The organism is Metabacillus flavus (genome assembly GCF_018283675.1).
In the GTDB taxonomy this organism is placed as follows: Bacteria; Bacillota; Bacilli; order Bacillales; family Bacillaceae; genus Metabacillus_B; species Metabacillus_B flavus.
Map to the genome: position 1 here is coordinate 232,213 of NZ_JAGVRK010000001.1, position 26,570 is coordinate 258,782.

Below are 26,570 nucleotides of genomic sequence, written 5' to 3' on the forward strand. Positions count from 1 at the left end.
ACCGTGCCAGTCCCGCACTCCTTCACCGCAATCGGGGACAGAGAGCAAGTGCTCCAATCCCTTGCAGCCCAATGGTTTGGAGAAGCGGTGCCGGAGCTTTCACGCATTAGAGAACATGGGGACAGGCACCGCCGCAAGCCCTCCTTAACAGTTAATAATTATCTCCCATAAAATGAAACCTTTGCCCCTGCTTGTCCGTAATACAACCTGTAGGTGTTTTCACCCCGTCGAATGACAGGGAACATGGTCGCTCAAAGTTGAATGCTTTGGAAAATATGTGGTATCATTTGCTTGGAATGCTATATGCGGCTTTATTTGCTTCAGCATATGAAGAAACAAGGTTTTAAAGGCTTTATTACTGGGAAGGAGTGTTGAAGAATGGCCATTTCCTTGCAAAAAGGGCAGAAAATTGATTTAACTAAAGGCAGAGCCGGATTGTCTTCCATAACTGTAGGACTAGGCTGGGATCCAGTTAAGAAAAGCGGCGGGTTCTTTGGTTTCGGCGGAGGAAGCAGCAACGTGGATTGTGACGCTTCGGTTATGATGCTGAATGAGAACGGAAAGCTTGCGGATAAAAAGGATTTGATCTATTTCGGCAACAAAACAAGCTCCTGCAGCAGTGTCCAGCACTCCGGAGATAACCTTACCGGAGATGGAGAAGGGGATGACGAACAGGTTAAAATTGACCTGAGCCGTATACCTTCACATATACATAGGCTTGTATTCGTTGTAAATATTTATCAGGCTGTTCAGCGCAAACAGGACTTTGGAATGATTCAGAACGCATTTATCCGCGTGGTTGATAATTCCAGCAATGCTGAGCTTGTTCATTTCAACCTGACAGACGACTTCTCCGGTTTAATGGCTCTTGTTCCGGGCGAAATTTACCGTCATAACGGAGAATGGAAATTCTCTGCAGTAGGCGACGGAACAAAAGATACATCCATTAGTGAAATTGCGAACCGCTACGTTTAATAGAATGTTAGTTTCATAAAGCAAAACTTCCATCAGAGGGGAATCCTCATACTCCACTGCTGGCAAGGTGAACCATATGGCTTTCACGGGCAGTATCTCCCCTGAGAAAGGATTTATCGCCCGTTAATGCGAAAAAAAAACTACTAATAAAAGCGAGGTTATGCAAAATGGCAATCAGTTTAGCAAAAGGACAAAAAGTAGACTTAACAAAATCAAACCCGGGCTTGACGAATATTATCGTAGGACTTGGATGGGACACGAATAAGTACGACGGCGGTCAGGACTTTGACCTTGATTCTTCTGTATTCCTATTAAATGCAGATGGAAAATGCTCTTCTGAAGCAGACTTTGTTTTTTACAACAATACAAAGGGCGCAAACGGCGCGGTTGAGCACACTGGAGACAACCGTACCGGTGAAGGAGACGGCGATGACGAGCAGGTAAAGGTTAACCTGACTAGCGTACCTGAAAGCATTCAAAAGATTGCGTTCACAATTACAATCCACGATGCTGAAACACGCAGCCAGAACTTTGGCCAAGTCAGCAATTCCTACGTTCGAATCTTGAGCGAAACAAACGGCGAGGAATTGATCCGCTACGATCTTGGTGAGGATTTCTCTATTGAAACAGCAGTCGTAGTAGGCGAGCTTTACCGTCACGGAGCTGAGTGGAAATTCAGCGCAATCGGCAGCGGTTATCAAGGCGGGCTGGGTTCTCTTGTAAGCGACTATGGCTTGAACGTCTAATTTTTGGACGTTTACTTGAAACTGGGGTGACTTCACGCAAGCAGTCAGCCTATTCTGAGCTAGGCACTATGGTGTACTGCTTAGATTAGGCTTTCTCTTGCAGGTCGCCCCTTTTTTAGAATGGATAAATTATAAGCAAATGGGGGATAACCATGACACTTTCCTTGTCGAAGGGCCAAAGAATTGATTTGACCAAAACAAACCCCGGATTGACAAAGGTAATGATCGGTCTTGGGTGGGATACGAACCGTTATAATGGCGGGCATGACTTTGATTTGGATGCTTCTGCATTTCTTGCCGATGCTTCCGGAAAAGTTCAAAATGACAGCGAGTTTATTTTTTATAACCAGCTGAAAAGCCCGAATGGCGCCGTTGAACATACAGGAGATAACCGTACAGGTGAAGGCGATGGAGATGATGAACAGATTCTGGTTGATTTTTCTCTGATGCCTGCACACGTTGATAAGATCGGCATCGCTGTGACCATTCATGATGCAGATGCAAGAAGGCAGAATTTCGGACAGGTTTCCAATGCGTTTGTCCGCATCGTTGACGCGCAGACCGATAAAGAAATTCTGCGCTATGATCTCGGAGAAGATTTTTCAATCGAAACAGCGGTTGTTGTTTGTGAACTGTATAAGCACGGAGCGGATTGGAAATTCAATGCCATCGGCAGCGGGTTTTCCGGCGGTCTTGCCTCTTTATGCCGCAATTACGGGCTGCAAGTATAAGGTTATTTGCTGCTGAATAAGAACCGGGGAGGCAGCCTGCCTTCCTGCATCTTTTTCAAATAGCAGATCATTAGAAGGGGAGGGGAAATATTGAAGCATTTTCACTATCTTCCGGTCCATACACTGGACGAAATTTTTTACAGCAAGCCAGTTCCATTCAGCCGAACCTCCTCTAAAGAACAGCTGGCTTACGCACTAGGGGCGACACTTTACATGCCGGGAACGAGAGAACAAATTTCTAGTGATGTGCTATCTGGAAAATTTCTTGAGGGCAAGCATGAGGGATTAACAAGCATGGCAATTTGTCTGGAGGATTCCATTGGTGATGACGAGGTAGAGGCGGCAGAAATCAATACAGTCCATCAGCTGCAGACGATTTATGCAAGCATCGAAAAAGAAGCGTTCAGTGAAGAACTGCTCCCGCTTATTTTCATACGGGTACGGGAAGCAGAACAGATGACAGAGCTCATCCGCCAGTTAGGAAAGGCGGCAAGCCTTCTATGCGGTTTCGTTTTTCCGAAGTTTACTGCAGCCAATGGGAAAAAATACTTCGAAACACTTCAGCAGCTGAACGAGGGATTCTCTTTATCCCTTTATGGAATGCCGATTCTTGAATCCTATGAAATCATCTATAAGGAAACAAGAATGGAGGCGCTCGTTGGAATTAAAGAGCTGCTTGATGCCCACTACGATCTCGTATTAAATGTTCGAATCGGAGCGACCGATTTTTCAGGGCTCTTTGGGATAAGAAGAAGCAGCGATACAACCATCTACGATATATCCGTCATTCGGGACTGTATCACAGACATTATCAATATGTTCGGCCGGAGTTCAAAGGAGTATGTCATCTCGGGTCCGGTTTGGGAATATTTCTATGGTTCCAAGCGGATTATGAAGCCTCAGATCAGACAGTCTCCTTTTCAGCAGGCATTCGGGCGAAACGGTCTTCAGGTGAGGACGGAAATGATTAACCGCTTTGAGGATGCCCTGATTCATGAAATCATGCTTGATAAGACGAATGGGCTTGTGGGCAAAACGGTGATTCACCCATCTCATATTAAGGTCGTGCATGCATTGAATGTGGTGACCCATGAGGAATATTTGGATGCCAAGGCCATTTTGGACAGCCAGGATGGAACGAACGGTGTGTTTAAGAGCACGTATGCCAACAAGATGAATGAAGTAAAACCACATACAAACTGGGCACGGAAAGTGCTGCTCAAATCTTCTATTTACGGGGTGCTTCATGACCAACAATCCTTCATTGACCTTCTTAACACAAAACAAAAAGAGCAAATACTCACTGGAAATCTTAGATAAAATCAGCGTCGACATTGAGATAAGGGAAAACCCGCTTCATCTCTCATTGAACAGTCTGTTTGAGATGGGAGCAAGAATTAACAAAAAGAGAAGCTTCCTGTTTGTCAGCAAGGTTCTTGGTAAGCACTTGCCGGTATCACCAAAGGTCTCTTTGCTGGCAGGAGCCGCGCTTGCAGGACAGTACATGGAAAAAGTCCACGGGAACGTTCACCCGTACAAAGAGGAAATGAAGGAGGCAATTGAAACGGGAGAGGCGGGAGAACTGCTGCTGCAGGCTGTTCAGCAGGGGAAATTCAGGCTTCCTGAGGAGACCGTTTTTATCGGTTTTGCCGAAACGGCTACTGCACTTGGACATGCCGTTTTCAACTGCTTCGAAAATGCCAGGTACCTTCATACGACCCGTGAGGAAGTGCAGGATCTAAGATCGGCTATTAATTTTGAAGAAGAGCATTCCCATGCGACCTCGCACAGGTGCTATGCCGGAACGGAATTCTTCGATCATCCGTATCCGATTGTACTGGTGGATGATGAATCCACAACTGGGAAAACGGCTCTGAATATTATCGAGTCCATTCAGGCAATTTTTCCGAGAAAGGAATACACCATCGCGACGCTGCTGGATTGGCGGACGGATGAGTACAGAGAAGAGTTTCGCAGAATGGAAGAGAAGCTTGGGATTGTCATCCGCGATGTGTCCCTCCTATCAGGATCAATGGAAGCAAAAGGGGCTTCTATAGACAATCTTTACGAAGCGGAAACAATGGAACGTCCATTGGCAGAGGCTGAAGTATGCATGACCGGACTCTCTGCCGCCTCCGATTATCAGACGGAATGGGTTTCAAAAGGGGAAAGCGCTGCAGCGCCTTCCTATCTTTCCAGCACAGGAAGGTTCGGCATGGATGATTCCCTTCAAAAGGAAGCGGGCCGTTTTATCAGTGATGCAGCTGAAGAGCTTCGCATAAAAAGAAGGGGAGGACGCACTCTCTGCCTGGGCACAGGTGAGTTTATGTACATACCGATGCGGATTGCAGCGGAAATGGGGGATGGCATCCACTATCAATCTACGACGAGAAGCCCCATTCACAGCGTGAAAAAAGAAGGGTACCCGATTTTTTCGAAGTTTGCTTATCCAAGTCCTGAGCAGCCGGATATCGGGCATTTCTTTTACAATGTTGAGCCAGGCATGTATGACGAAGTCTTTGTGTTTTTGGAAAGGGAAGTCCCCGATGAACAGCTTGCCCCGATGCTTGAGCAGCTGAAATCTCTTGTTCCGCTTATTCACGTCGTTTACTTTTGCAGAAGGAAAGGTGATCAGCATGCCCGCTAAAACAATGATGCCCCAGTACCTATGGGAAGCTACTCTCAAAAAGATGTTGTCTTTCTATTAAAGGATATCAGCGATGTCATGCCCGAAAGCTCCACACAAGACAGGGAAGAAGCTGTCCAGTCAGGAACCCACTATTCAGAAATGCTGCCGATTGAATACAAGCCATCGGAAGAGTATATTAAACTCTTTCACCTATCACTTGCTCAGTATAAAGAAAGACTTGCGATTGCCACGGGAGTTGTCGCGGAGCAAATCATAAAAGAACGGGGAAAAGATGCTGTTCTCGTTTCCCTTGCACGGGCCGGCACTCCAATCGGAATCCTTATAAAACGATATATTCTTTTCAAATATGGGATAGATGTGCCTCATTACAGTGTTTCCATCATCCGCGGCCGCGGAATTGATGAAAATGCCATGAAGTATATTTTTGAAAATCATCCATCCGAATCGATCCAATTTGTGGACGGATGGACAGGAAAAGGCGCCATCAAGAAAGAACTGAATGAAGCCGTTGCGCATTTAAATAAAACATATGGCACCAATATCAGTGATACAATGGCGGTATTAGCAGACCCGGGATATTGCGTGACCATTTACGGCACAAGAGGAGATTTCCTAATTCCGAGTGCCTGCCTGAACTCCACTGTGTCAGGGCTCGTCAGCCGCACCGTTCTGAACAGCGAGTTTATAAACCCAGCGGACTACCACGGAGCCAAGTACTATCGCGAGCTGGAAAGTGAAGATTTGTCGCTTCATTTTATCGAAACGATTGCAGACCAATTCACGCTTGTAAAAGAAGAAGTAGAAAGACATCTGGAAGCCATGACGGCATCTGAGCCGACTTGGCAAGGCTTAGCTGATATTAAAAAAATTCAAGATGATTTCGGAATCGAGAACATTAATTTAATCAAGCCTGGTGTAGGGGAAACCACAAGGGTGCTGCTTCGCCGTGTGCCATGGAGAATTCTAGTGAAAAGTCTTGATAATGCGGATCTTGAACATATCCGCCTGCTTGCGGAAGAACGGAACGTACCGATCGAAGAATACCCGGACATGTCCTATTCCTGCTGCGGACTGATTAAACCGCTCAAGGAGGGAAACTGATGATTTTTGCAAGCGATCTTGACCAAACGCTCATTTATTCAAGACGATCCTTCAGACATGACCCGGCAGAGGAAGACATCCGCCTGATTGAAACGCTCGATGGAAAAGAAATTTCCTTTATGACCCATAGAGCAATTGAACTCCTGAAGCAGGTTGCTGAGCGGGCTATGTTTGTTCCCGTTACGACAAGAACAATCGAACAATTTAAACGAATCACCATTTTTCAGTCGGAGCTTTCTTCAGAGTACGCGGTAACAAGCAACGGCGGCAACATTCTTAAGAACGGAACACCGGATGCAGACTGGAACAGACTGATTACCGGGCAGCTGAAAAACGGATTGGCAAGGGAAGACATGCTTGAGAAGTTCAAGGAGATTGCCCATGATGAATGGGTATTGAAGCAAAGAACCGCTGACGATTTGTTCAGCTACTGCATCATTGACAGGGACAAGGTTCCGGCTGAGCTTGACTCTTTTACAAAGTGGCTCAGTGAAGCAGGATGGACGCACTCCATGCAGGGCAGAAAGCTTTACTTTGTACCAAAGCCTGTAAGCAAGTGGGCAGCAATTGAATACATCAAAGGCATTGAGGGCAAACAAACCGTTGCAGCGGCAGGTGACTCTTTGCTTGATCTATGCCTTCTTGAAAATGCTGATTTTCCATTTGCTCCAAGGCACGGAGAACTTCAGGAGCAGGGACAGGATTCATATGGGAAGATCATCAGAACAGAACAGGAAGGGATTTTCGCCTCGGAGGAAATCCTGGCTAAGGTTCTGGAAATAACAGAACAAAACTTAAAGGTTATCAGATAAACAGATTGCTTATTAAAGGGGAAGGATGAGAAGTATGGTGAAAAAGATTAGACCAATCAAGGCCGATGCGAATGAAAAGGATTGGCTGAGTTTGTTCAAAACTCCATTATCTCTCCGCGACTCCTTCCTGCATTCTGAAGATGAACTTGCTTTCACCCAGGCTGCATTCCGCATTCTTGGTACATATCCGGACGAGGATGAATATCAGGAGGTCTTGTACGACCTTGTTCATGATGAAGAGATAAACGTTGTGCACCTAAGCGGTGCGCTTGATAAATCCATTCCGCAGGATCTTTTTCAGGCCATTCAGCGGGTGTTAATGATCAATACCGAGGAAAATGGGCTCTCCGTCAACAGACTGGTTGCTTTTATGGAGGGGGAGAGCCTTATTCCAAAGGCTGGCAACGATAGTCTATCCGTACATTACCGGAAAAATTGGATGATCCTGCTCGAACAGTTTAAAGCCTCTCATCCGGAGGGGTTTTTGCATCCGGAATTTCGAAGGGTATTCACCGATCTGGTAAAATGGAGCCATAATCATCTTGCTGCATGGAACGCTGAAATGGCGGAACAGCCGCCCAAGGTTCTCTGGTACGGTCCTGCGTCTAAAAGCGAAACCTATTTTTTGTATTACTTGATTCTTGTAGGAGCCGATGTCTTAATTTTCCATCCTGAAGGAAAAGATATCATGGCTTTGTTCGATGCGGATGAAACCCTCACAAGCACCATTCGCCTGAGTTCAACCGGAAGATTGCTGCCATTTCCTGAACAGAAGCCCGTCCGTAAAGGAACGGTTGCCTTCCGGGCTTCAAGGGAAATTGAGCAGATGCTCCATACGGAAGATTCAATGCTGTATAAGCCGTGGCAGTTCCGTTCCTATATCCCCAGGTCGATTACATTAAAAACAACCTATGATGAACTATTTATTTTAGTAAAAGAAAAAGCTCTCATTCGTCCGAATTTTGAAGCATCCAGCCAAACGGTGCAAATCCCGGCGCTTTTCGCTAAAGTAGCCGGTGTCTCCAAAAACAGAAAGGAATATTGGGCGAAAATCCAGCAGATCACCGATCACGAGCTTGCCTGGACGATTCGTTCCTTTCCGTTTACAAAAACAATTCCCGGCAACAATCATTTTCATTATCAGGCAGCACTCGGAGAAGATGGGCAGCTGGATCCTGAGAAAATGATGGCAAGCAACTGGTGGGCATACAAAGAGCTTCCGACCGGGCTGCAGCAGGGACTCGCTTCGGCCATTTCCCGCTATTGTGCCTACCCTAAATTAAAAGCCCCGCAGCATGAATCAGAGTACCAGACACAGCTCTATTTATTTAACCAGGCGCTGTACCTGCCACCGGATATTTTAAGGCTAGTACAGAAATTCGACTACGCCCAGGATATACCGAAAATCGTTCTTTATAATACAGAAAAAAATGGACCCTTCGGCCGGTCGGATGCAGCCCTCCTTCTATTGATGAACGAACTGGGAATGGACATCATCGTATTCAATCCGGCAGGCCAGAACGATTTGGAACATTATATCAATGAGAGCAGCTATGACATTCATTGGCTGGAGGAAGTCAGCTTTGAAGAGGAATTCAAAGAATCTTCTCTGATTAAAAAAATGTTTAAAAAATGGTTTTAGGATGGAGGAAAAAAGATGAATACGAACGAATTGCAGGCTATGAATCTTGAAAAAAAAGAAGAGCTGCTGGAAACCGGTACGAACGAAATAAAAGCCCAGCTTAGAAAAGAGCCGGAAGTGCAAAAGCTTGCCCAAAACATCGATCATAAAAACCAGCTTGCCCTGCTGGAGTATGGAAAAGAACCGGCAAACGAAATTTCTGCCTTTTCCGGCAGGATTCTTAATACGATTAAATCGAGCAGCATGGAAGAATCCAGTGCTCTCTTAAAGCACCTCGGGAAAATCATGGATCGCTTCGACAGCAAGGATTTTGTGGAGAAAAAGGGCTTGATGGCAAAAGTGTTCAACCGTGGCCAAAAAGTGATAGACAAGCTGTTTTCAAAATACCAGACGATGGGCTCAGAAATTGACAAGGTGTACGTAGAAATCATGAAGTACGAAAACGAGATGAAAGGCTCTACTCAGACGCTTGAACAGCTATATGAGCAGAACTTTCAGTACTACACCGAGCTTGAGAAATATATTGTCGCGGGCGAAATGAAAGTCGAAGAGCTCCGGGCAAAGGTTCCCGAGCTTGAGAGCAGGGCGGCAAGCGGCAATCAGCTTGCGGGAATGGAACTGGATACGCTGAAAAACGGAATCGAGCTAATGGAACAAAGAGTATATGACCTGGAAATGGCCAAGCAGGTTGCCTATCAGGCAGCACCGCAAATCCGCCTTCTGCAAAGAGGGAACACGAAGCTGATTGCCAAAATCAATTCCGCATTCGTAACGACTATTCCAATTTTTAAAACGGGTTTGATCAATGCCATCGCAGCAAAAAGACAAAACCTTGTCGCCCAATCCATGAACGAACTGGATAAGCGCACGAACGAAATGCTGCTAAAAAACGCACAGAACATTTCGAAGCAAAGCACAGAGATTGCAAGAATGTCCGGCAGCCCGAGCATTAAGATCGAAACGATGGAAGAAACATGGAGCATCATTATGAAAGGGATGCAGGAAACAAAGGCCATTGAAGATGAAAACAAAAAGATGCGCGAAGAAGGCAAGGTCCGGATCGAGCAGCTTCAAGAGAATTTCAAGCGGCTTGAACAGCAGCGCTAAAGGAAAGGGAGCGAATGGATTGAGCACGATTAATCTGATGAAGAAGAATGTGCAAATTGTTCTCGAGAAAAAGCAGCTGGCCGGGGTAACAGCCAGAGTCGGCCTTGTGCTCGATATCTCAGGCTCAATGAGAAAGCTCTATAAAAACGGGACAGTCCAAAAGGTAGTGGAGAGAGTCCTTGCCGTCGCAAGCCAATTTGATGACGATGGCATGCTTGACGTTTGGGTATACGACAATGAGTTTGCCCGTCTCAAGCCAGTTACGGAAAGAGATTTTAACGGCTACGTCGAGAACGTGATCCTCTCTGATTCACTGATCCATAAATTCGGACGAAACGATGAGCCCCCTGTCATGGAGGATGTCATCCGAAAATATACAAGCGAAGAATCCAGTAAGGATCCTGCTTTCATTGTGTTTATTAATGACGGAGGCTGCAAAAAAACCATTAAAAAACCTGTCATCGAATCCTCTAACCAGCCGATTTTCTGGCAATTTGTCGGTATTGGCGACAGCAATTTTGAAGTGCTGGAAAACCTGGATTCAATGGAAGGCCGATACATCGATAACGCCAGCTTTTTTCACATCCAGGATGCAGAAACGGTGACAGACGAAGAACTGTACAGCCAGCTCTTGGACGAATTCCCATCATGGATTGAGGAAGCGAAGGCAAAGGGAGTACTGTAAGGAAAAGCCCCGGGAATATTAATTCCCGGGGCTTTTATTTGGTGCAGATATTCAGAAGGTGCTTTAGAAAGAGACAGCGCGTTAAAAAGAATTCATATACCGCCGGTCAATGGCATGCTTGATGGTCCATGCAGTTTTTCCATGGTAATGAATTCGGCCATAGGTGAGGAAGCCCTCTTTTCCGCCGGTCGATAAAATAGCGAGAAACTGCTTCTGAGGCCGGAAAGGAACAAGATCCCGTTTTTCTGCCGCTCGTTTTAGGTTCTCCCACAGCACTGTGGATTGGCGTACAGCGTAGACTCCGTTTTTCGGAAGCTGTGGATATCGGTTAATGGATACACAGTCCCCTGCCGCGAAAATGGAAGGACTGTACCTCAGCCGCTCATCAACCTGTAAATAACCATTTGCGTCCGTTGCTAAGCTTGATTGTTTGAAAAGGGAAGGAGCCTCCGCGCCCCCCAGCCAAAGCAAATGGGAAAAGGGAATCTGGTCATCTCCTATAACAAGTACCCCGCTGTCCAGCAGCCGGGCTTTTTTATTCTGTATGACGTTAACCCCTTTATGCTCGCACACTTCATGAAGCTTTTGACTATGTGCGGAAGAAAGCAGGTGTACGCCGCTAATCAGCGATACAGGCCGCATCAAGCTATTGTGTTTCCTGTAAGCTGAAGCCGCAAGCGAAAGCTCTACACCTGAAGCCCCTCCCCCAACAATAACGGGCCGCTCTCCTTCTCTAAAGGAACGAATGGCCTCTGGAAATGTGTAATTCGGTTTAATCGGGAGAATGAAGGGAGAGCGAATTTGAGAAGAGCCAATATCAAATGACAGCAAATCATAGGTGAAAGTTCGGCCAGAGGAGATCAGGACTGATTTTCCATCCGCATCAATACCCGTTATTTTATCTTCCACGAAGGTGAAGCCGTGCTTTTTCGATAAGGCTTCAAGGTCAATTCGGATTTGATTCTCACTGTATATTCCTTCGGTGAAGCCTGAAAACATGCCGGAATAATATTGATAGCGGGACGGAGAAATAAGGATAATTTCCGTATGCGGAAAATGCCTCAATGAGCCATCCGCGATCCCGGCAAGATGGGCATGCCCGCCGCCGGCAAGTATAATCGTGTTCATGGGTTCTGACTCCTCTGCAGGTTGCTGTCTTCATTTTGTCCGATTCCGATTCTCATAGCAAGAAAGAAGGAGAAGTTTTAAGTTAAACAAACGTTCTTTCTGACGAAAAAAATTTTAAAAGCATAGGATTGTTTAGAAGTCAGCGTTTCGTGATAGTAATAAGTAAAACGAAACGAAGAGGTGCCGACATGTTCAGCTTGATCAGGAGGAATTTCAGCAAACCGAAAGGCTGGATTGGGGTCATAACCGGAAAAATCATGGCCCAGGAAAATCAATTTATCAACAAATGGACCATCTCAAGAATGGGAGTCCGGCGCGGCGACAAGGTGCTGGAGGTTGGTTATGGTCCAGGATACGCTCTGGAATACATCCTTAAGAACTACCCTGTGGTGAAAGCCGACGGGATTGATATTTCTGAAACAATGAAGGAGCAGGCGTCGATCCGGCTGAAGGATTATATAGAAGCCGGTAAAACAGAACTTTCGGCAGCAGATATCGGAGAGGCTCGAATACCTGCGAATTCCTATCATAAAATTCTCTCTGTAAATAATTACACGATTTGGGATGAACCGAGGAAAGGGCTATCCCATCTATATGAAGCCATGCTTCCCGGCGGAACCATTGCCATCACCATGCAGCCGCGCGAGGAAAACGCGAGTCCCAACAAAACGAAAATGTTCGGCAAACAAATTTATGATGATTTATCTGCATGCGGATTTGAACGAATTTCAATGAAGTTTAAGAGAGTGAAGCCGGAAATGACGGTGTGTGTGACGGCGCGGAAGCCTTGGAAGTGACTGGGTAAACGGGACTTTCTCTAATCGGCGGAACTAAGGGCGAGCAGGTGTCTGACCCGGCTTTCGCTAAAGGACTAAAGCTCTGGCACCGACGCTCTAGACCGCTGGTGCATAAGGCTTCGCCGGAGAGTGTCTCTGTCCCCGGATGCGGTAAAGCATAACGGGACTGGCACCGTGCCAGTCCCGCTGCTCTTTATCAGACTAAAGCTCCGGCACCGCTGCTGCAATCCCTTGATAGATAAAGGATTGCAGTATGTGACCTCCGTCCCCGGCTGCTTTAAAGCGGAGCGGGTCAGGCGCGCCTCAATTGGAACTGTAATAAAAAAATAGCACACAAAAAAGCTGAACCGCAAACGGTTCAGCTTTTTCCATTCAATCTATTATTCCGCTCTGCCTTTAAGGTCTACATCAATGTTTCCGCGAGTTGCTTTAGAGTATGGGCAAACTTGGTGAGCGGCTTCGATTAGTTCTTGTGCTGTTGCGTCATCTACGCCTTTAATGATTGCTTCCAGTTCAACCTCAAGTTTGAATCCGCCGTCAGCTTCATCTTTCCCGATGGAAACGTTGGCTGTTACTTTTGTGCCTTCAGTTTTAATGCGTTTTTGGCGAATAACCAGATTTAGAGCGCTGTCGAAGCAAGCAGAGTAGCCGGCTGCGAAAAGCTGTTCAGGGTTTGTTCCGTCTCCGCCCTGTCCGCCAAGACCTTTTGGCATAGCGACAGCGAAATCAAGCTGTCCGTCTGAAGATTGGATACGTCCTTCGCGTCCGCCAGTTGCCGTTGCAGTTGCTGTATAAAGTGCATTCATGATTTGTTTCCTCCTTGTTTTAGATGAAATGTCAGATTTCTTAAGGTTTTAAGAAGCAGTTTGTACTCTTCTATGGATAACCCCAATTTGGGGGCAACCTGATCGGGAATGCAAGATGCCTCTATTCTAAGCTTTTCCCCGCTGCGGGTGAGGCTAATCGTCATTTTGCGCTCGTCTTCTGCCGAACGCGTTCTCTCTATGAATCCCGCTGCTTCCAGTCGCTTCAGCATCGGGGTGAGAGTTCCGGAATCAAGCATGAGCTTTTCGCCGATTTCCTTAACGGTCAGATGATTGCTTTCCCAAAGAACGAGCATGACAAGGTACTGCGGGAATGTAAGCTTTAAAGGTTCAAGCATCGGTCTGTACATGCTTGAGATTTCTTTTGAGCTTGCATAGAGTGCAAAGCAAAGCTGATTCTCAAGCTTCAGTTTTGATTCGTTATCCATGATCATGGTCTTCCTTTGCTAATTAAGTTGTGCACAATTAAATTGTATACGATGTTAATTCAAAGCACAACTTTTATGCTTCATCTGTATTCAGCTTTTTCAGTGGCTTGTCTGCAGGCCCTTCCATCACATCTCCGTCAATGGAGAATCGCGAACCGTGGCAAGGGCAGTCCCACGAACGGTCCCCATGGTTCCATTCCACTTCACAGCCTAAATGGGTGCAGGTGGAGTCAACTAAATGGAGGCAGCCTTGCTGATCTTTATAAGCAGCCGCTTTCTGGCCTTTATGAGTGACGAGAGCCCCTTCATCAACCCGAAGCTCTTCTATTTTTTTCCTAGAGCCGAAATCCAGCTTGCCTCCAATTAAATGGCCGGCCACATTCAGGTTTTGCGATAGGAATGTTTTGATGCTTGGATCAGCAATAAAGCGGGATGGGCAGAACACATCCTGATAAGGGTTTTCTTTTTCCAGCACGAGGTCGCGGATCATCATCGCAGCCGCCGTTCCGTTCGTCATGCCCCATTTTCGGTAACCGGTAGCTGCCAAAATCGATGGTTTGCCCTTCGTGACAGGTCCCACATAGGGGATTTTATCGAGCGTGATTAAATCCTGTGCCGACCACTTGTACACCGTTTCCTTTAGCCCAAGATGAACCTTTCCAAACAATTCAAGGCTCTCGTAATGCTTTTCTGTATCAAATCCTTGTCCGGTTTTATGACTGTCCCCGCCAATTAAAATCAGGTCTTCGCCATTCATAGGGGTAGAGCGGATCGACCGGGTCGGAGTGTCCGCGCTTAAATACATTCCGCCGGGATACGGCTGCCTGGTTTTAACACCGAGGACATAGGACCGCTCGGCGTACATTCTTGTAAAGTAAAAGCCGTTCCCGTCATAGAAGGGGAAGTGTGAGCAGGAAATGGCATGCTTTGCCTTAATATGGACGCCATCCCTTGTGATGACTTTTGCTCCGCCTTCAAATGCTTCTGCATCTACAGCAACAGTATGCTCATAGATTTCAGCACCCATTTCCTGAAGCTCCTGAACCATTTGGTTTAAATAGGAGAGAGGATGAAATTGAGCCTGATTCCGGATCATGATTGCGCTTTTTATGGATAAATCAAAAGGGAGGGAGTCCGCCATTGCACAATCCGCATCGAGCTTTACATAGGCTTTATATTCCTTCTCAAGCTTTGTAATGTTTTTGTTTTCCGTCGTGTAAATATAAGCATCCTGGTCCGAAAAATCACAGGAAACATTGGCGGCATAATCTCGCATAAAGGCAAGAGCTTCATCATTCGCACGGAAATATTTTTTCGTCTTTTCTTCGCCGATGTGGTGCATCAGCTCATCGTAGATCAGGTCATGCTGGGTCGTGATTTTCGCAGTTGTATGCCCGGTTGTGCCGTTTAATAACACATCCGCTTCAAGAAGAACGACTTTGACTCCTTCTTTGGCCAGCAAGTAGGCAGCAGTAATTCCGGTAATGCCGCCGCCGACAATAACAGCTTCTGTTTCCAGACTTTGCTGGAGCTTGGGGAAGGATGGGAGCTCGGCAGATTCTCTCCAATATGGTTCTGGAGTTGAGGGAATCGGTTGATTTGGCAAAGGGATGCCTCCTTTGTTTATGTACTACCACCTAATTTTTCCAAAAACGAAGGAATCATGTAGAGAAAATAAAAAAGAGTGCGGTTTCCCGCACCTTATTTCCAATTCTCTTTTGCAAAAACATCCCTGCCGGATTCCACTCGTTCCTGCTTGTATTTTTCAGGATTCTTTTTATAGAAATCCTGATGATATTCTTCAGCGGGGTAGAATGTACTTGCTTCTCTGATTGGCGTAACAATCGGTTTCTTAAACTTACCGCTTTCCGCCAGTTCCTTTTTAGTGGCTTCGGCTGCCTGCCGCTGCTCTTCCGTATGATAGAAAATAATCGCCCGGTATGACTCGCCCCGGTCAATAAACTGGCCCTCATCATCCGTCGGGTCAATTTGCTGCCAATAAAGCTCCAGCAATTTTTCATAAGGAAAAAGACTGGGATCATATTGAATCTGCACCGCTTCCGCATGGCCGGTTGTTTGAGCTTTTACTTCTTCATAGGTCGGGTTTTCTTTATGTCCGCCTGTATAGCCGGATACAATGCCGTGAATGCCGGGAAGCTCGTCGAATGGTTTCACCATGCACCAAAAGCAGCCTCCTGCGAATGTAGCCGTTTCTAGTTGAGTTGCTGTCATGTTTTATTCCTCCTTAAAAATCTTTCCCACAGTATAAATCTGATTAGACACTGGTGTATAGTTTATTGAACTGCGGTCCTCTTTCTCTCCACAATCGGCATGACTGTTTTAGAAAAACGCTCCATTTCTTCAAGCTGCGGTGAAAATTGGAGCAGCAGCAGATCAAGACCTGCCTCTTCAAACTGGATGATCCGCTCTGCAATCTGTTCAGGGGTTCCGACTAGATTCGGGCGCAGTCCCCGGTTTGAAACCGAATAATCCTGAAGCTGGATTTGCTGTTCAAGCTGGGATTTGCTTGTGAAATCTTTGAAGCCTGCGTAAGCGGAGGACTCTTTTACATCGGTTATGCGAGCGAGCTCTTCTGCCGCCTCTTCCTCAGAGTCCCTGCATATCACGTATGCGGCCATTCCAAAGGAGGCGAATGGATTTTCATTCACGGTTTCTCTTAAACGAACCATTTCTCCGATTTTTGAACGGATTTCATCCACCGTTCCCCCGTGCATCACATAAGCGTCGCAATAGCGGGCAATCGTCTCTTTTCCGCGCGGACTTTCCCCTCCTGCATACAGGATCGGATTCGGTTTTTGAACTGGTTTCGGGAAAAGCTTTGCTTCTTTGCATTCATAATGCCTTCCTTTATGGGAGAATGAATCTTCCGTCCAAAGACCTTTCAAGACCTCAACAAACTCCTCTGTCCGGCTGTAGCGCTCATCATGCTCGGTAAAAATGCCTCCGTACTGTCTCGCTTCTTCTTCCCACCAGGCGGAGACGACATTTAACGTAAATCGGCCATTGCTCATCTGATCAAGATTGGCCGCCATCTTGGCCGCCACTGCGGGGTTATGAAAGCCCGGTCTGATGGCCGTCATAATTTCAATTTTTTCAGTGACTGCGGCAAGTCCCGCTGCCGTTGTCCACGCTTCAAGCGAATCGTATTCCGGGCCTTTAATATCGTTTAAATAAAGCTCTGCAATCAAAGTTGTGCTATAGCCCCATTTCTCTCCTGACTGAATGACCTTTTTTGCATAGTCGAATGTAGGAGGCATCTTTTCATCCTGAACATTTCTAAGCCAGCCCCCGAAAAGGGGAAGCCAAAATCCGTATTTCATCCCACTCACACCTTTCCTAGCACGGGCATATATACCCCTGATTGAATTTATTTTTCACTTGCTGTACAGAAGGTGCGCGGTCTTCAGCTGAAAATACAGCTTCTGTTATATGTGTGGAGGTTTCCCCGAAGAGCACCGAAGCCATTTCGGAATCGGACAGGTGCCCATGGAAAGTACCGGGACGTTCCTGCTTAACCTTTAAATAGTCATCGAAATATACCCATTTTGAATAGTCCAATACTGGATATTGGGATTCTCCTTTCAACCCGGTCACTTCGTTATAAGCGAGAAGAGGCAGGTTAACTCCGGAGAAAATCGGAAGTCCGATCCATTTCCAAACTCGTGTATTCACATCCAGTAATTTATATGTGTCATCCCGTTTGTCATATACGAATTCTGTCTCCGCAATTCCGTAATACCCTTGCGCTTTTAATATTTCAGCTCCGTAAGAGACAAACCGGCCGCCTTCAGCAGACTCTACAAGACAGCCCGTTCCGAAGTTCAAAGGATATTGCTCAAGCTTTCTGCCGGTAAACTGGCCTTTTATTTCCCCGTCCATACTGGTATAGGTGCAAAGAGAATAAAAGTCTGAAAGAGAGCTACTGATGATATCCTGGATCACAACCTCATGGCTGGCTGTTTTGGCCAGTATGCCGGTGAGCTCCTCCGTACTGTTTGCAGTAAAAGCCTTCGTCTGAAAAGCTTCATAAAAACTGCGCTGTTCCACAGGTTTTACGATGCATGGAAAAGGAAGATCGTCAGGATATTCTCCTGAAAACTCTTCCGGATACCACGTTGCAGGGATCGGAATGTCTAAGGAAGCAGCTTTTTTATAAAGCTTCCGTTTATTTAACAGAGATTCAACGTTGTCCCACTCAGCAAACGGGAATAAGAAATACTTTTCAAGCTCGGTCCGGTGTTTACTGACGAGCAGCACCCATTCATCATTGCACGGAAACAATACACCCTTTTGAGGGAGATTCCGTCCGATTTCCAACAGCAGACTGATGAATTCCGCCTCTTCAGTAAATGGATTGGGACATAAAGCGGCAGTATGAACATATTTAGATTGAAGCCCAACCGCCCGTCCATCCCTGTCCAGGGCGATAATGGGGATGCCTTTCTTTCCCAGGGCCCGGGAAATAGCCAACCCTGTGATATGGGAGTTGAAAATAACAGCAGGATGCTTATCTTGCGGAAGTGTCTTTAACTGGTTCCATAATTGTGTTCCTCTTATAAGAAAATCTGTCAATCTACCCATCTCCTTATCTCATAAAAACCGCAAAAAACCCCTCTTCATGAGCAGAAGAGGGGTGGAACAATCTGAAAAGCAGACCGGCTCTTCTCTCATCTTTCAAACACATGAATGTGTCTGCAGGAATTAGCACGGTTTCACAAAAATCGTGATCCGTTGCCGAGGCTTCGCAGGGCCATGTCCCTCCGCCTCTCTGGATAAGAGTACTATTTAATTAAAATACATCATATGACCGAAGGACCAGTTTGTCAAGAACTGGACACTCCGGATTTTAGGGAATAAAGATGTCGAGCAGGGGAGAGATAGATTATTTCCTGGAAAATAAACGTTCTTTTCCACTGATTTTAACGAGGAATGACGATTGAAAGGACCGCTTTGAGAAAATGTGTATAAAGCTGTGTCTATGAGGTTCATAACCGCAGAGTGGGTTTATCTGTTTGAGATTTGGGTGAATAATCTGCGGTGGTTATTTATTCCGAAGATGCACATCAAAAAAGCACAAGCAAGAGCTTGTGCTTAAAGTTTTTCCGCGAGAAATTCCTGTACCTGTTCAGGTGTCTTGGCATTCGCACTGTGAAGATGGCCAAGCTTTTCACCGTTTTTAAAAATCAGGATGCTTGGAATCCCCATTACCTGATACTGCTCGGCAATCTCAGGAAATTCGTCTTTATTGATCTCAAACCATTGGTATTCTTTGTATTCTTCGATGATTTCATCGATGAAGAAATTCATTCGGGTGCAATCAGGACACCAATCTGCGAAGAATTTAATTAAAACTTCCTTATCTGTTGAAATAAGCTGCTGAAACTGCTCGGATGATGTAATTTTTTCCATGTGAAAATCCCTCCTGCCCTTATTTTAATACAAACTGCGTCATTTAACGACTAATTCGCTATGCATAAAAAAATAATGCGATACGAATCTTTTGAGATAAAAACAGGGTCATCTATAACAAAAATGCCGGAAGGTGATAAAATGGTGAGAGTGATTAAAAAATGACTGCACCTGAAAGATTGAGGGGGAAATAAATAATGAAAATTAAACTTGGCCTCGTATACGGAGGGAAATCCGCAGAACATCAAGTTTCTCTGCAAACAGCCCTTGCTGTAATCAAGGCTCTTGATCTCAGCAAATTTGATATACATCCTATTTATATTACGGAAAAAGGCGAATGGATTCGCGGGGAACAGCTGAACGAACCTGCTTCAAATGCAGCCGCTCTAAAGCTTGGACATGAAGTTAGTGAAGCGATTTTGCCTGTTGCACTGAACACAGATTTATTCCCGTCCACTAACGGCGATAATTCAGAGAAGCCTTTTGATGTAATTTTCCCGCTTCTTCATGGACCTAATGGGGAAGACGGCACCATTCAGGGAATGCTTGAACTAATGAATATTCCGTACGTAGGAAACGGGGTTCTTGCTTCTGCAGCAGGAATGGATAAAGTAGCAATGAAAAATCTGTTTGCGCAAGCCGGACTTGAGCAGGCTGAATACGTTTGGCTGATTCGCAGTGAGTGGAAAAAAGATCCGGAAACGGCATATACTAACGTAGAAACCAAACTGGGCTATCCTTGCTTTGTCAAACCTGCCAACCTTGGCTCCAGTGTCGGCATCAGCAAATGCAAAAACCGCGAAGAACTGGAAGCTGCATTTGAGGAAGCATTCTCCTATGACCGCAAAATCATTATCGAAGAAGGAATCATTGGACGTGAAATTGAAATTGGCGTAGTCGGAAACGATGAGCCTGCATGCTCCGTTACAGGAGAAATCGCTCCGAAAAAAGAATTCTATGATTATAAAGCGAAGTATGTGGACGGCGATACAGACATGATGATTCCGGCTAAAGTAACGGAAGAAGAATATGCAATGATTGAAAAAATGGCTATTGCTGCTTTTAAAGCCATCGACGGTGCCGGACTTGTGCGCGCCGACTTTTTCCTTACTGAAGACGGAAGAGCTTTAATTAATGAAGTGAACACGATGCCGGGCTTTACCCCATACAGCATGTTCCCGCTTCTTTGGAAGCATACGGGTCTGGAGTATCCTCAGCTCATTGAAAAGCTCGTTTCACTTGCCATTGAACGCCACGAAGAAAAACAGCAGATCAGACACACGTTTTAATAAAGGAGGGCTGGCTTATCCGCGTTTGCCATAACAGGCAGGCAACGAGGAGCCGGCCTATCTCGATTTAGAAGGGAGAATACCTGCATGATTCAGAGAACGCTTAAAGATATACAGAAAATGGCTGGAGGCGAAGGGCTTGCCGCACAATATGAGGACCGGTCAGCTGCCGGTGTTTCAACCGATTCGCGCAGCGTTTTGCCAGGCTCTTTATTTATCCCGATAACGGGAGAGAACTTTAATGGACACCGCTTTGCGGAAAAGGCACTCAGCGAAGGAGCAGCTGCTGTTCTGTGGGCAAAAAAGGAACTTAATCCTCCTGCTGATGCCCCTGTTATCTTCGTTGAAGACACGCTTGCAGCTCTTCAGAAGCTGGCGAAAGCCTACAAAGAACAGCTGAACGTCAAGGTTGCCGGTGTTACTGGAAGCAATGGCAAAACGACAACAAAGGACCTGCTTGCATCTGCTCTCTCCCCGTCATTTAACGTACATAAAACCAAGGGGAATTTTAATAATCATATCGGCCTTCCGCTCACATTGCTTGCAATGCCTGAGGATACAGAAGTAGCCGTTTTGGAAATGGGCATGAGTTCAAAAGGGGAAATTGAATTCCTTTCCCAGCTTGCCCAGCCGGATGCAGCCATTATTACAAATATCGGAGAATCCCATCTAATGGACCTTGGTTCCCGTGAGGGGATTGCTGAAGCAAAGCTTGAAATTGCTTCCGGATTGAAGGAGGAAGGGGTACTTTTCTACTTTGGAGATGAACCGCTATTAACGGAGAGAGTCCCAGCATTAAACAGAAAAACAATGACCTTCGGCGAGACTGAGGAAAATAACCTATACCCATCAGATATTGTTCAATCCGATGCCGGAGTGGAATTTACTGTACAGCCTGAAGGGGAACGGTTTGCGATCCCGGTACTTGGCAAACACAACGTTTGGAACGCCCTGGCGGCGATCGCCGTCGCCCGCCACTTTGGAATGAAGGATGATGCGATTAAAAGTGGCTTGAGCAAACTTGCCATGACAGCAATGCGCCTTGAGCTGTTAAAATCTTCTAAAGGCTGGTCTGTTATTAATGATGCTTATAATGCGAGCCCGACATCCATGAAGGCGGCGATCAGACTGACAGAGGACTTAAAAGGATATTCACGCAAAATCCTCATTCTGGGTGACATGCTGGAGCTTGGCGATCAGGAAGCAGAATTCCATGAGCAGACAGGAGAGCATGTAAGTGCCGGCAAGACGGACCATGTCTTTACGTATGGGAAGCTGGGAGAATTTATTGCTGCAGGAGTAAGGAAGAACCTCCCTAATGAGAAGGTTCAAAGCTTTACCGATAAAGCAGAGCTTATTTCAGCTGTGAAAAAATTTGCCCGCCCAGGCGATCTGTTTCTCGTAAAAGCATCAAGAGGCATGAAGCTTGAAGAGGCGGTAGAAGCACTTCAGCAAGACTGAAAAATCTCATGAAATTTGGGCTATACTAAAACCATATGATTCAAAAAAAGAGCCAAAATCATCTTTTCATTTCTCTCTTGAAGGGTAATGCTTAATAAAGGGCTGGATTCAGGAGGGATAAGATGATTGGCTGTCTATGTATTCATGGTTTTACAGGTGCCCCGTATGAAGTAGAACCGCTTGCCGATTATTTGAGAAAGCATACGGATTGGGAGGTCAGAACACCTTGTCTTCCAGGCCACGAAGAAGCGGGATCACTAAAAGGAATTCGTTTTCAGAAGTGGATTGAATGTGCAGAGCAGGAGCTGGAAAATTTATATCAAGCCTGTTCGGAAGTGTATGTCATCGGGTTTTCAATGGGGGGAATGATTGCTTCTTACCTTGCTGCCAAATATCCGGTAAGTAAATTGGTTCTTCTAAGTGCTGCAGCTTATTATGTCAATCCCCGGCAGTTTATGAAAGATGTCAGGTGTATCATTGAGGATAAATTCAGGGGACTTCTGGAAGAAAATGAAGTATATATGCGCTACAGGAAAAAAGTAACGGAAACACCGATATTGGCTGCATTCCAGTTTAGAAAGCTTGTTAATTACGTAAAGCCGAGACTTCCCGGAATCACCATTCCAGTCTTGATTGTGCAGGGCGAATGCGACGGTATTGTTCCTATTAAGAGCGCCCATTACTTATATAGGAGAATTGGATCGAAGGAGAAGAAACTCTGCTTTCTGCCTTCATCTGCACACCTCGTTTGTCACGGAGAGGATTTTGAAGAGCTGGCAAATGAGACAGGGGATTTTCTGGGTATTTCCACATCTCGCAGACAAAGCAATCAACAGGAGCAGGTATAAAGGGATTTACTTTAGCAGCATAGGGGATAAAATATTGAATTTTTTGCCTGATTGTATTAACCTGCATATCGTGTTATGATTGAATTTAAGTGTTTACGGGCTTCTTAATGAAGTATGAACGGGATAACTAAGTCTGTGAAGACTATAACTAAGTCTGCGAAGACTAGATAAATAAAGGAGTATGAATAAATTTGAATACAAAGTTCCAAGATCTAGGTTTAAGCGAAGGTACAATGAAGGCAATTAACAAAATGGGATTCGAAGAAGCAACTCCCATTCAAGCACAAACAATTCCACTAGGCCTTCAAGGCAAGGACATCATTGGACAGGCGCAAACCGGTACTGGTAAAACAGCTGCGTTCGGCTTGCCGCTTATTGAAAAAATCAACACAGAAGATCAAAACATCCAAGCAATCATTATTGCTCCAACACGCGAGCTTGCGGTTCAAGTTTCAGAAGAGCTATATAAATTAAGCTACTTCAAGCGTGCCCGCGTTCTTCCTATCTATGGAGGACAGGACATCAGCCGCCAAATCCGCGCGCTGAAGAAATACCCTCATATCATCGTAGGAACACCTGGACGTTTGCTTGACCACATTAACCGTAAAACGCTGAAACTGGAAACAGTTCATACCGTTGTATTGGATGAAGCAGATGAAATGCTGAACATGGGATTCATCGAAGATATCGAATCCATTCTATCTAATGTGCCTGAAAATCACCAAACACTATTGTTCTCAGCAACAATGCCGGATCCGATCCGCCGCATCGCTGAGCGCTTCATGAAAGATCCTGAGCTTGTAAAAGTGCAGGCGAAAGAAGTAACAACTCCAAACATTACACAATATTACATTGATACGCATGAAAAGAAAAAATTCGATGTGCTTACACGCCTTCTGGATATCCAATCTCCAGAGCTGGCAATCGTTTTCGGCCGTACAAAGCGCCGTGTTGATGAGCTTTCTGAGGCTCTTAACCTTCGCGGATATACAGCTGAAGGAATTCACGGTGACCTGAGCCAGGCTCGCAGGATGTCAGCTCTTCGTAAATTCAAGAGCGGAAACATCGATGTTCTTGTAGCGACTGACGTTGCTGCACGCGGACTGGATATTTCCGGTGTAACACACGTTTACAACTTCGATGTGCCTCAAGATCCGGAAAGCTACGTTCACCGTATTGGACGTACTGGCCGTGCAGGTAAAACAGGTATTGCGATGACGTTCATCACACCAAGAGAAATGGATATGCTGAAAAGCATTGAGCGCACAACGAAGCGCAAAATGGACAAAATGACGCCTCCAACTCTTGATCAGGCACTTGAAGGACAGCAAACGATGACTTCTGAGAAGATCCGTTCTGTTATTGAAGAAGGAAACCTTTCCTACTATTCGAAAGCAGCAACACAGCTTCTTGAAGAATTCGATTCCGAAGTGATTGTAGCAGCAGCGATCAAGCTTATGACAAAAGAGCCAGATCAAACTCCAATCAAATTGACGGATGAGCCTCCTGCATTCTCTAAAAGAGGCGGAAAAGGTTCAGGCGGAAACCGCAACCGCAGCAACGGCAGCTATAACAGCCAGCGCAGCGGCGGAGCTAAAAAAGGCAACCGTTCGTACAACGATAAAGGCCGTTCACAGCAAAGAAGAAGCGGCAGCGGAAGCAGCAGCAGCAAAAGCAAATCTTATTCCAACTAATTCAGAAACAGCACCCTGGTGACGGGTGCTGTTTTTTTGCGGCTTTCCAGAAGGGTTTTTTTGCAGGCGTGTCACCGCCAGCGGAAAACGAGTCTCCAAAAGCAGACAGCAGCAACGTTTTCGAAATAGATTTTGGAGATGAATCCCTATATACTTAAATGGAAGAAACTTTAAAATAGAGGAACTTTTTTCTTCCTTTTTAGCAGTACATACAGAAGATTTTTAAAAGGGGGCGGATTAAAATTGAGAGAAAGACCGCAAAATCAAATAAGCTTGAAGGCAAAAACCGTTTGGCAAATAACCGGCCTCATTACCTCTGCCATTTTTATATTGGCAGACATAGGAATTGGCCTTCTTATTTATTTTGGGATTTGGCCTTTATGGACGGCCGCCATTGGAATCGCAGTGACTGCCGTATACATGATTTTTACCGTTTGGCTTGTTCCTATGTACAGGCAGCAGTTCTGGAGGTACGAGGTTCATGAGCAAGAAATTGATTTGCAGCATGGGTGGCTCACAGTAAAAAGAACCATTATCCCGATGGTGAGAGTTCAGCACGTGGATACGAAGCAGGGGCCGCTGCTCAGAAAATATAAGCTGGCATCTGTGGAAATTTCAACGGCCGCTACAAAACACGAAATTCCCGCCTTGGATATGGAAGAGGCAGATCGCCTAAGGGATTCAATTTCAAAACTGGCAAGGGTGACGGACGATGATGTCTGAACCGAAACGCCTCCATCCGGCAGCAGCCATTATTAATTTTATTAAGCTGTTAAAAGAAATGATTATTCCGCTTGTCATCTTTATTTTTGCGAATAGAGGAGATGGCCCTCTTGGAGTGCTGATGTATGCAGGTGCGGGGCTTTTTTTGCTCCTGCTGATTGCATTCAGTGTTATCAGATGGCTCAAGTTTACTTACCGGATTGAAGAGGATGAGCTTCGGATTGAACAAGGCCTTTTTGTGAAGCAAAAGCGGTTCGTCCCTGTGGAAAGAGTTCAAACCATCAATACCCGAGCTGGAATCATTCAGCAGGTGTTCGGACTTGTCCGTCTGGAAATTGAAACAGCGAGCGGCGGGGCGGAAGCAGAAATTGAACTGACCGCTATTTCCAAGAGTGAAGCGGCAGCTATAAAGCAGGCCTTAAATGAACGGAAGAACGTGATAAAGGCTGAGAATTCAGGGGAAGCACTGTTTGAGGAGCGGACGGCTCCGGCGAATGAAAAACTGACCTACAAAATGACGCGGAAAGAGCTGCTCATCGGGGCGGCGACAAGCAGCGGAATAGGCGTCGTTTTGTCTGCGATTTTTGCATTCGGATCTCAGCTTGATGAAGTGCTGCCGATGGACTCTATATTGAAGCGATTTGAATTTTTGTCCCATTCAGGTGTGCCGTTTCTGGCCTTCGTTATTTTCCTTGGATTTTTCATCGCCTGGCTCCTCAGTATAGCGGGGATCCTCTTGAAATATTCTGGGTTTATGCTTGAAAAAACAGGAGATGAACTCGTTATATCGCGCGGGCTGATTGAAAAAAACCAGCTCACAATCCCGATTAGGCGAATTCAGGCGGTGAAAATTACGGAAAATCCGCTGAGGCAGCCTCTCGGATATGCCACTGTACAGCTCATATGTGCGAGTGGCAAGGCGGATAATGACGGCCTCTCAGCAGCTATCTTTCCATTTGTTAAAACAAAGGAAGCTGTAAAATTGCTGGAGGAATTCCTTCCTGAATATACGTACAGCATGAAAAAAATCCCGGTTCCCAAGAGGGCATTAAGAAAATACGTCATAAGGTATACGTGGCCTTCCCTAGTCCCTATTGGAATATTAAATTTTTTATTTCCGCACTGGGGATGGTTTTCACTTATCCTTCTCCCGCTTTTTGCATTGTTCGGTTTCTGGGCTTATAAAGATTCAGGGTATGCCGTAGATGGGGAGCAACTGACCCTCCATGCAAGGGCAATCAGTAAATACTCTGTTATTTTGCCTAAAAAGAGAATGCAGCAGGTTCAGATTAACCAGAATATCTTCCAAAAGCAGGGCTCCCTTGCAACAGCAGCGACTGCTGTCATGTCGAATGTATTTGGAGCCCATTTCTCGGTAAAGGACCTGGAGCTTGAAGACGGCAGCCGGATTTATGAGTGGTATTCAAATCGTCTATCAAGTGATGCTGGCGATGATTCCGAGCAAGGCCAGGAGGACGAGTACAGCGGCTAAAATGGTT

General features: G+C 45.7%; 25 protein-coding genes and 1 riboswitch. Of the genes, 17 read left to right on the plus strand and 8 right to left on the minus strand.

From position 1 onward, the window contains the following. The first annotated feature begins 378 nt into the window (after positions 1–378). The 10 genes from J9317_RS01325 to J9317_RS01370 all read left to right on the plus strand — a co-directional run bounded on the left by J9317_RS01325 (position 379) and on the right by J9317_RS01370 (position 10,449). Positions 379–975: a TerD family protein gene (locus J9317_RS01325; protein ID WP_211555879.1), complete on the plus strand. Its 597-nt coding sequence runs from the start codon at positions 379–381 to the stop codon at positions 973–975. Positions 976–1,142: 167 nt separating this feature from the next. Then, positions 1,143–1,721 carry a TerD family protein gene (locus J9317_RS01330; protein WP_211555881.1) on the plus strand — a complete coding sequence of 193 codons (579 nt, stop codon included), beginning with the start codon at positions 1,143–1,145 and terminating at the stop codon, positions 1,719–1,721. 152 nt (positions 1,722–1,873) lie between these two features. Beyond that, on the plus strand, positions 1,874–2,452 hold the full coding sequence (locus tag J9317_RS01335; RefSeq protein ID WP_211555883.1) for a TerD family protein: 579 nt from the start codon (positions 1,874–1,876) through the stop codon (positions 2,450–2,452). A 90-nt stretch (positions 2,453–2,542) separates the two neighbouring features. Further along, positions 2,543–3,772, plus strand: coding sequence for an HpcH/HpaI aldolase/citrate lyase family protein (locus J9317_RS01340; protein WP_211555886.1), 1,230 nt, complete (start codon positions 2,543–2,545; stop codon positions 3,770–3,772). Continuing rightward, on the plus strand, positions 3,699–5,099 hold the full coding sequence (locus J9317_RS01345; protein ID WP_211555888.1) for a phosphoribosyltransferase family protein: 1,401 nt from the start codon (positions 3,699–3,701) through the stop codon (positions 5,097–5,099). The genes J9317_RS01340 and J9317_RS01345 overlap by 74 nt, the downstream gene beginning before the upstream one ends. Before the next feature lie 21 nt (positions 5,100–5,120). After that, positions 5,121–6,203, plus strand: coding sequence for a cysteine protease StiP family protein (locus J9317_RS01350; RefSeq protein WP_211555890.1), 1,083 nt, complete (start codon positions 5,121–5,123; stop codon positions 6,201–6,203). Next, entirely contained in the window at positions 6,203–7,015 is an 813-nt protein-coding gene (locus J9317_RS01355) for an HAD family hydrolase (RefSeq protein ID WP_211555892.1), read from the plus strand. Before J9317_RS01350 ends, J9317_RS01355 begins: the two co-directional genes overlap by 1 nt. Positions 7,016–7,049: 34 nt before the next feature. Next, positions 7,050–8,657, plus strand: a complete 1,608-nt coding sequence (locus J9317_RS01360) for a YceG family protein (RefSeq protein ID WP_211555895.1) — start codon at positions 7,050–7,052, stop codon at positions 8,655–8,657. Between the two features lie 15 nt (positions 8,658–8,672). After that, complete coding sequence (locus J9317_RS01365; RefSeq protein WP_211555897.1) at positions 8,673–9,764, plus strand: toxic anion resistance protein; 1,092 nt, start codon at positions 8,673–8,675, stop codon at positions 9,762–9,764. Between the two features lie 19 nt (positions 9,765–9,783). Continuing rightward, positions 9,784–10,449, plus strand: a complete 666-nt coding sequence (locus J9317_RS01370; protein WP_211555899.1) for a vWA domain-containing protein — start codon at positions 9,784–9,786, stop codon at positions 10,447–10,449. Positions 10,450–10,530: 81 nt separating this feature from the next. On the opposite strand, the gene J9317_RS01375 is transcribed toward J9317_RS01370, so the two are convergent. Further along, the gene (locus J9317_RS01375; RefSeq protein ID WP_211555901.1) at positions 10,531–11,577 is read right to left on the minus strand and encodes an FAD-dependent oxidoreductase; all 1,047 of its coding nucleotides are present in this window, start codon (positions 11,575–11,577) and stop codon (positions 10,531–10,533) included. A gap of 188 nt (positions 11,578–11,765) precedes the next feature. Between J9317_RS01375 and J9317_RS01380 the strand changes: the two genes are divergently transcribed. Next, positions 11,766–12,374 carry a class I SAM-dependent methyltransferase gene (locus J9317_RS01380; protein ID WP_211555903.1) on the plus strand — a complete coding sequence of 203 codons (609 nt, stop codon included), beginning with the start codon at positions 11,766–11,768 and terminating at the stop codon, positions 12,372–12,374. Between the two features lie 380 nt (positions 12,375–12,754). Here the strand turns inward: J9317_RS01380 and J9317_RS01385 are convergent, their stop codons facing one another. From J9317_RS01385 to J9317_RS01415, 7 genes are all read right to left on the minus strand, one after another. Next, positions 12,755–13,180 (minus strand): organic hydroperoxide resistance protein, encoded by a 426-nt coding sequence (locus J9317_RS01385; RefSeq protein WP_035404349.1) that lies wholly within the window; start codon positions 13,178–13,180, stop codon positions 12,755–12,757. Then, a complete protein-coding gene (locus J9317_RS01390) occupies positions 13,177–13,626 on the minus strand; it encodes a MarR family winged helix-turn-helix transcriptional regulator (RefSeq protein WP_211555905.1) in 450 nt (149 codons plus the stop codon). The genes J9317_RS01385 and J9317_RS01390 overlap by 4 nt, the downstream gene beginning before the upstream one ends. 73 nt (positions 13,627–13,699) lie before the next feature. Continuing rightward, positions 13,700–15,232: an FAD-dependent oxidoreductase gene (locus tag J9317_RS01395; protein ID WP_249291946.1), complete on the minus strand. Its 1,533-nt coding sequence runs from the start codon at positions 15,230–15,232 to the stop codon at positions 13,700–13,702. Positions 15,233–15,327: 95 nt separating this feature from the next. Further along, entirely contained in the window at positions 15,328–15,858 is a 531-nt protein-coding gene (gene msrA, locus J9317_RS01400; protein ID WP_211555907.1) for a peptide-methionine (S)-S-oxide reductase MsrA, read from the minus strand. 62 nt (positions 15,859–15,920) lie between these two features. Continuing rightward, a complete protein-coding gene (locus J9317_RS01405) occupies positions 15,921–16,967 on the minus strand; it encodes an LLM class flavin-dependent oxidoreductase (RefSeq protein WP_211555909.1) in 1,047 nt (348 codons plus the stop codon). A gap of 16 nt (positions 16,968–16,983) precedes the next feature. Beyond that, positions 16,984–18,219 carry a carboxylate--amine ligase gene (locus J9317_RS01410; protein WP_211555911.1) on the minus strand — a complete coding sequence of 412 codons (1,236 nt, stop codon included), beginning with the start codon at positions 18,217–18,219 and terminating at the stop codon, positions 16,984–16,986. 92 nt (positions 18,220–18,311) lie between these two features. Beyond that, a riboswitch (SAM riboswitch) is annotated at positions 18,312–18,426 on the minus strand. A gap of 312 nt (positions 18,427–18,738) precedes the next feature. Further along, the gene (locus tag J9317_RS01415) at positions 18,739–19,056 is read right to left on the minus strand and encodes a thioredoxin family protein (protein ID WP_035404359.1); all 318 of its coding nucleotides are present in this window, start codon (positions 19,054–19,056) and stop codon (positions 18,739–18,741) included. A gap of 197 nt (positions 19,057–19,253) precedes the next feature. Between J9317_RS01415 and J9317_RS01420 the strand changes: the two genes are divergently transcribed. From J9317_RS01420 to J9317_RS01445, 6 genes are all read left to right on the plus strand, one after another. Further along, positions 19,254–20,345 carry a D-alanine--D-alanine ligase gene (locus tag J9317_RS01420; protein WP_211555912.1) on the plus strand — a complete coding sequence of 364 codons (1,092 nt, stop codon included), beginning with the start codon at positions 19,254–19,256 and terminating at the stop codon, positions 20,343–20,345. 87 nt (positions 20,346–20,432) lie between these two features. After that, positions 20,433–21,806, plus strand: a complete 1,374-nt coding sequence (locus tag J9317_RS01425) for a UDP-N-acetylmuramoyl-tripeptide--D-alanyl-D-alanine ligase (RefSeq protein WP_211555914.1) — start codon at positions 20,433–20,435, stop codon at positions 21,804–21,806. A gap of 122 nt (positions 21,807–21,928) precedes the next feature. Then, positions 21,929–22,654 (plus strand): alpha/beta hydrolase, encoded by a 726-nt coding sequence (locus J9317_RS01430; RefSeq protein WP_211555916.1) that lies wholly within the window; start codon positions 21,929–21,931, stop codon positions 22,652–22,654. 191 nt (positions 22,655–22,845) lie between these two features. Then, on the plus strand, positions 22,846–24,348 hold the full coding sequence (gene cshA, locus J9317_RS01435; protein WP_431190662.1) for a degradosome RNA helicase CshA: 1,503 nt from the start codon (positions 22,846–22,848) through the stop codon (positions 24,346–24,348). A 243-nt stretch (positions 24,349–24,591) separates the two neighbouring features. Next, entirely contained in the window at positions 24,592–25,071 is a 480-nt protein-coding gene (locus J9317_RS01440; RefSeq protein WP_211555919.1) for a PH domain-containing protein, read from the plus strand. After that, the gene (locus J9317_RS01445) at positions 25,061–26,563 is read left to right on the plus strand and encodes a PH domain-containing protein (RefSeq protein ID WP_211555921.1); all 1,503 of its coding nucleotides are present in this window, start codon (positions 25,061–25,063) and stop codon (positions 26,561–26,563) included. The genes J9317_RS01440 and J9317_RS01445 overlap by 11 nt, the downstream gene beginning before the upstream one ends. Positions 26,564–26,570 lie beyond the last annotated feature (7 nt).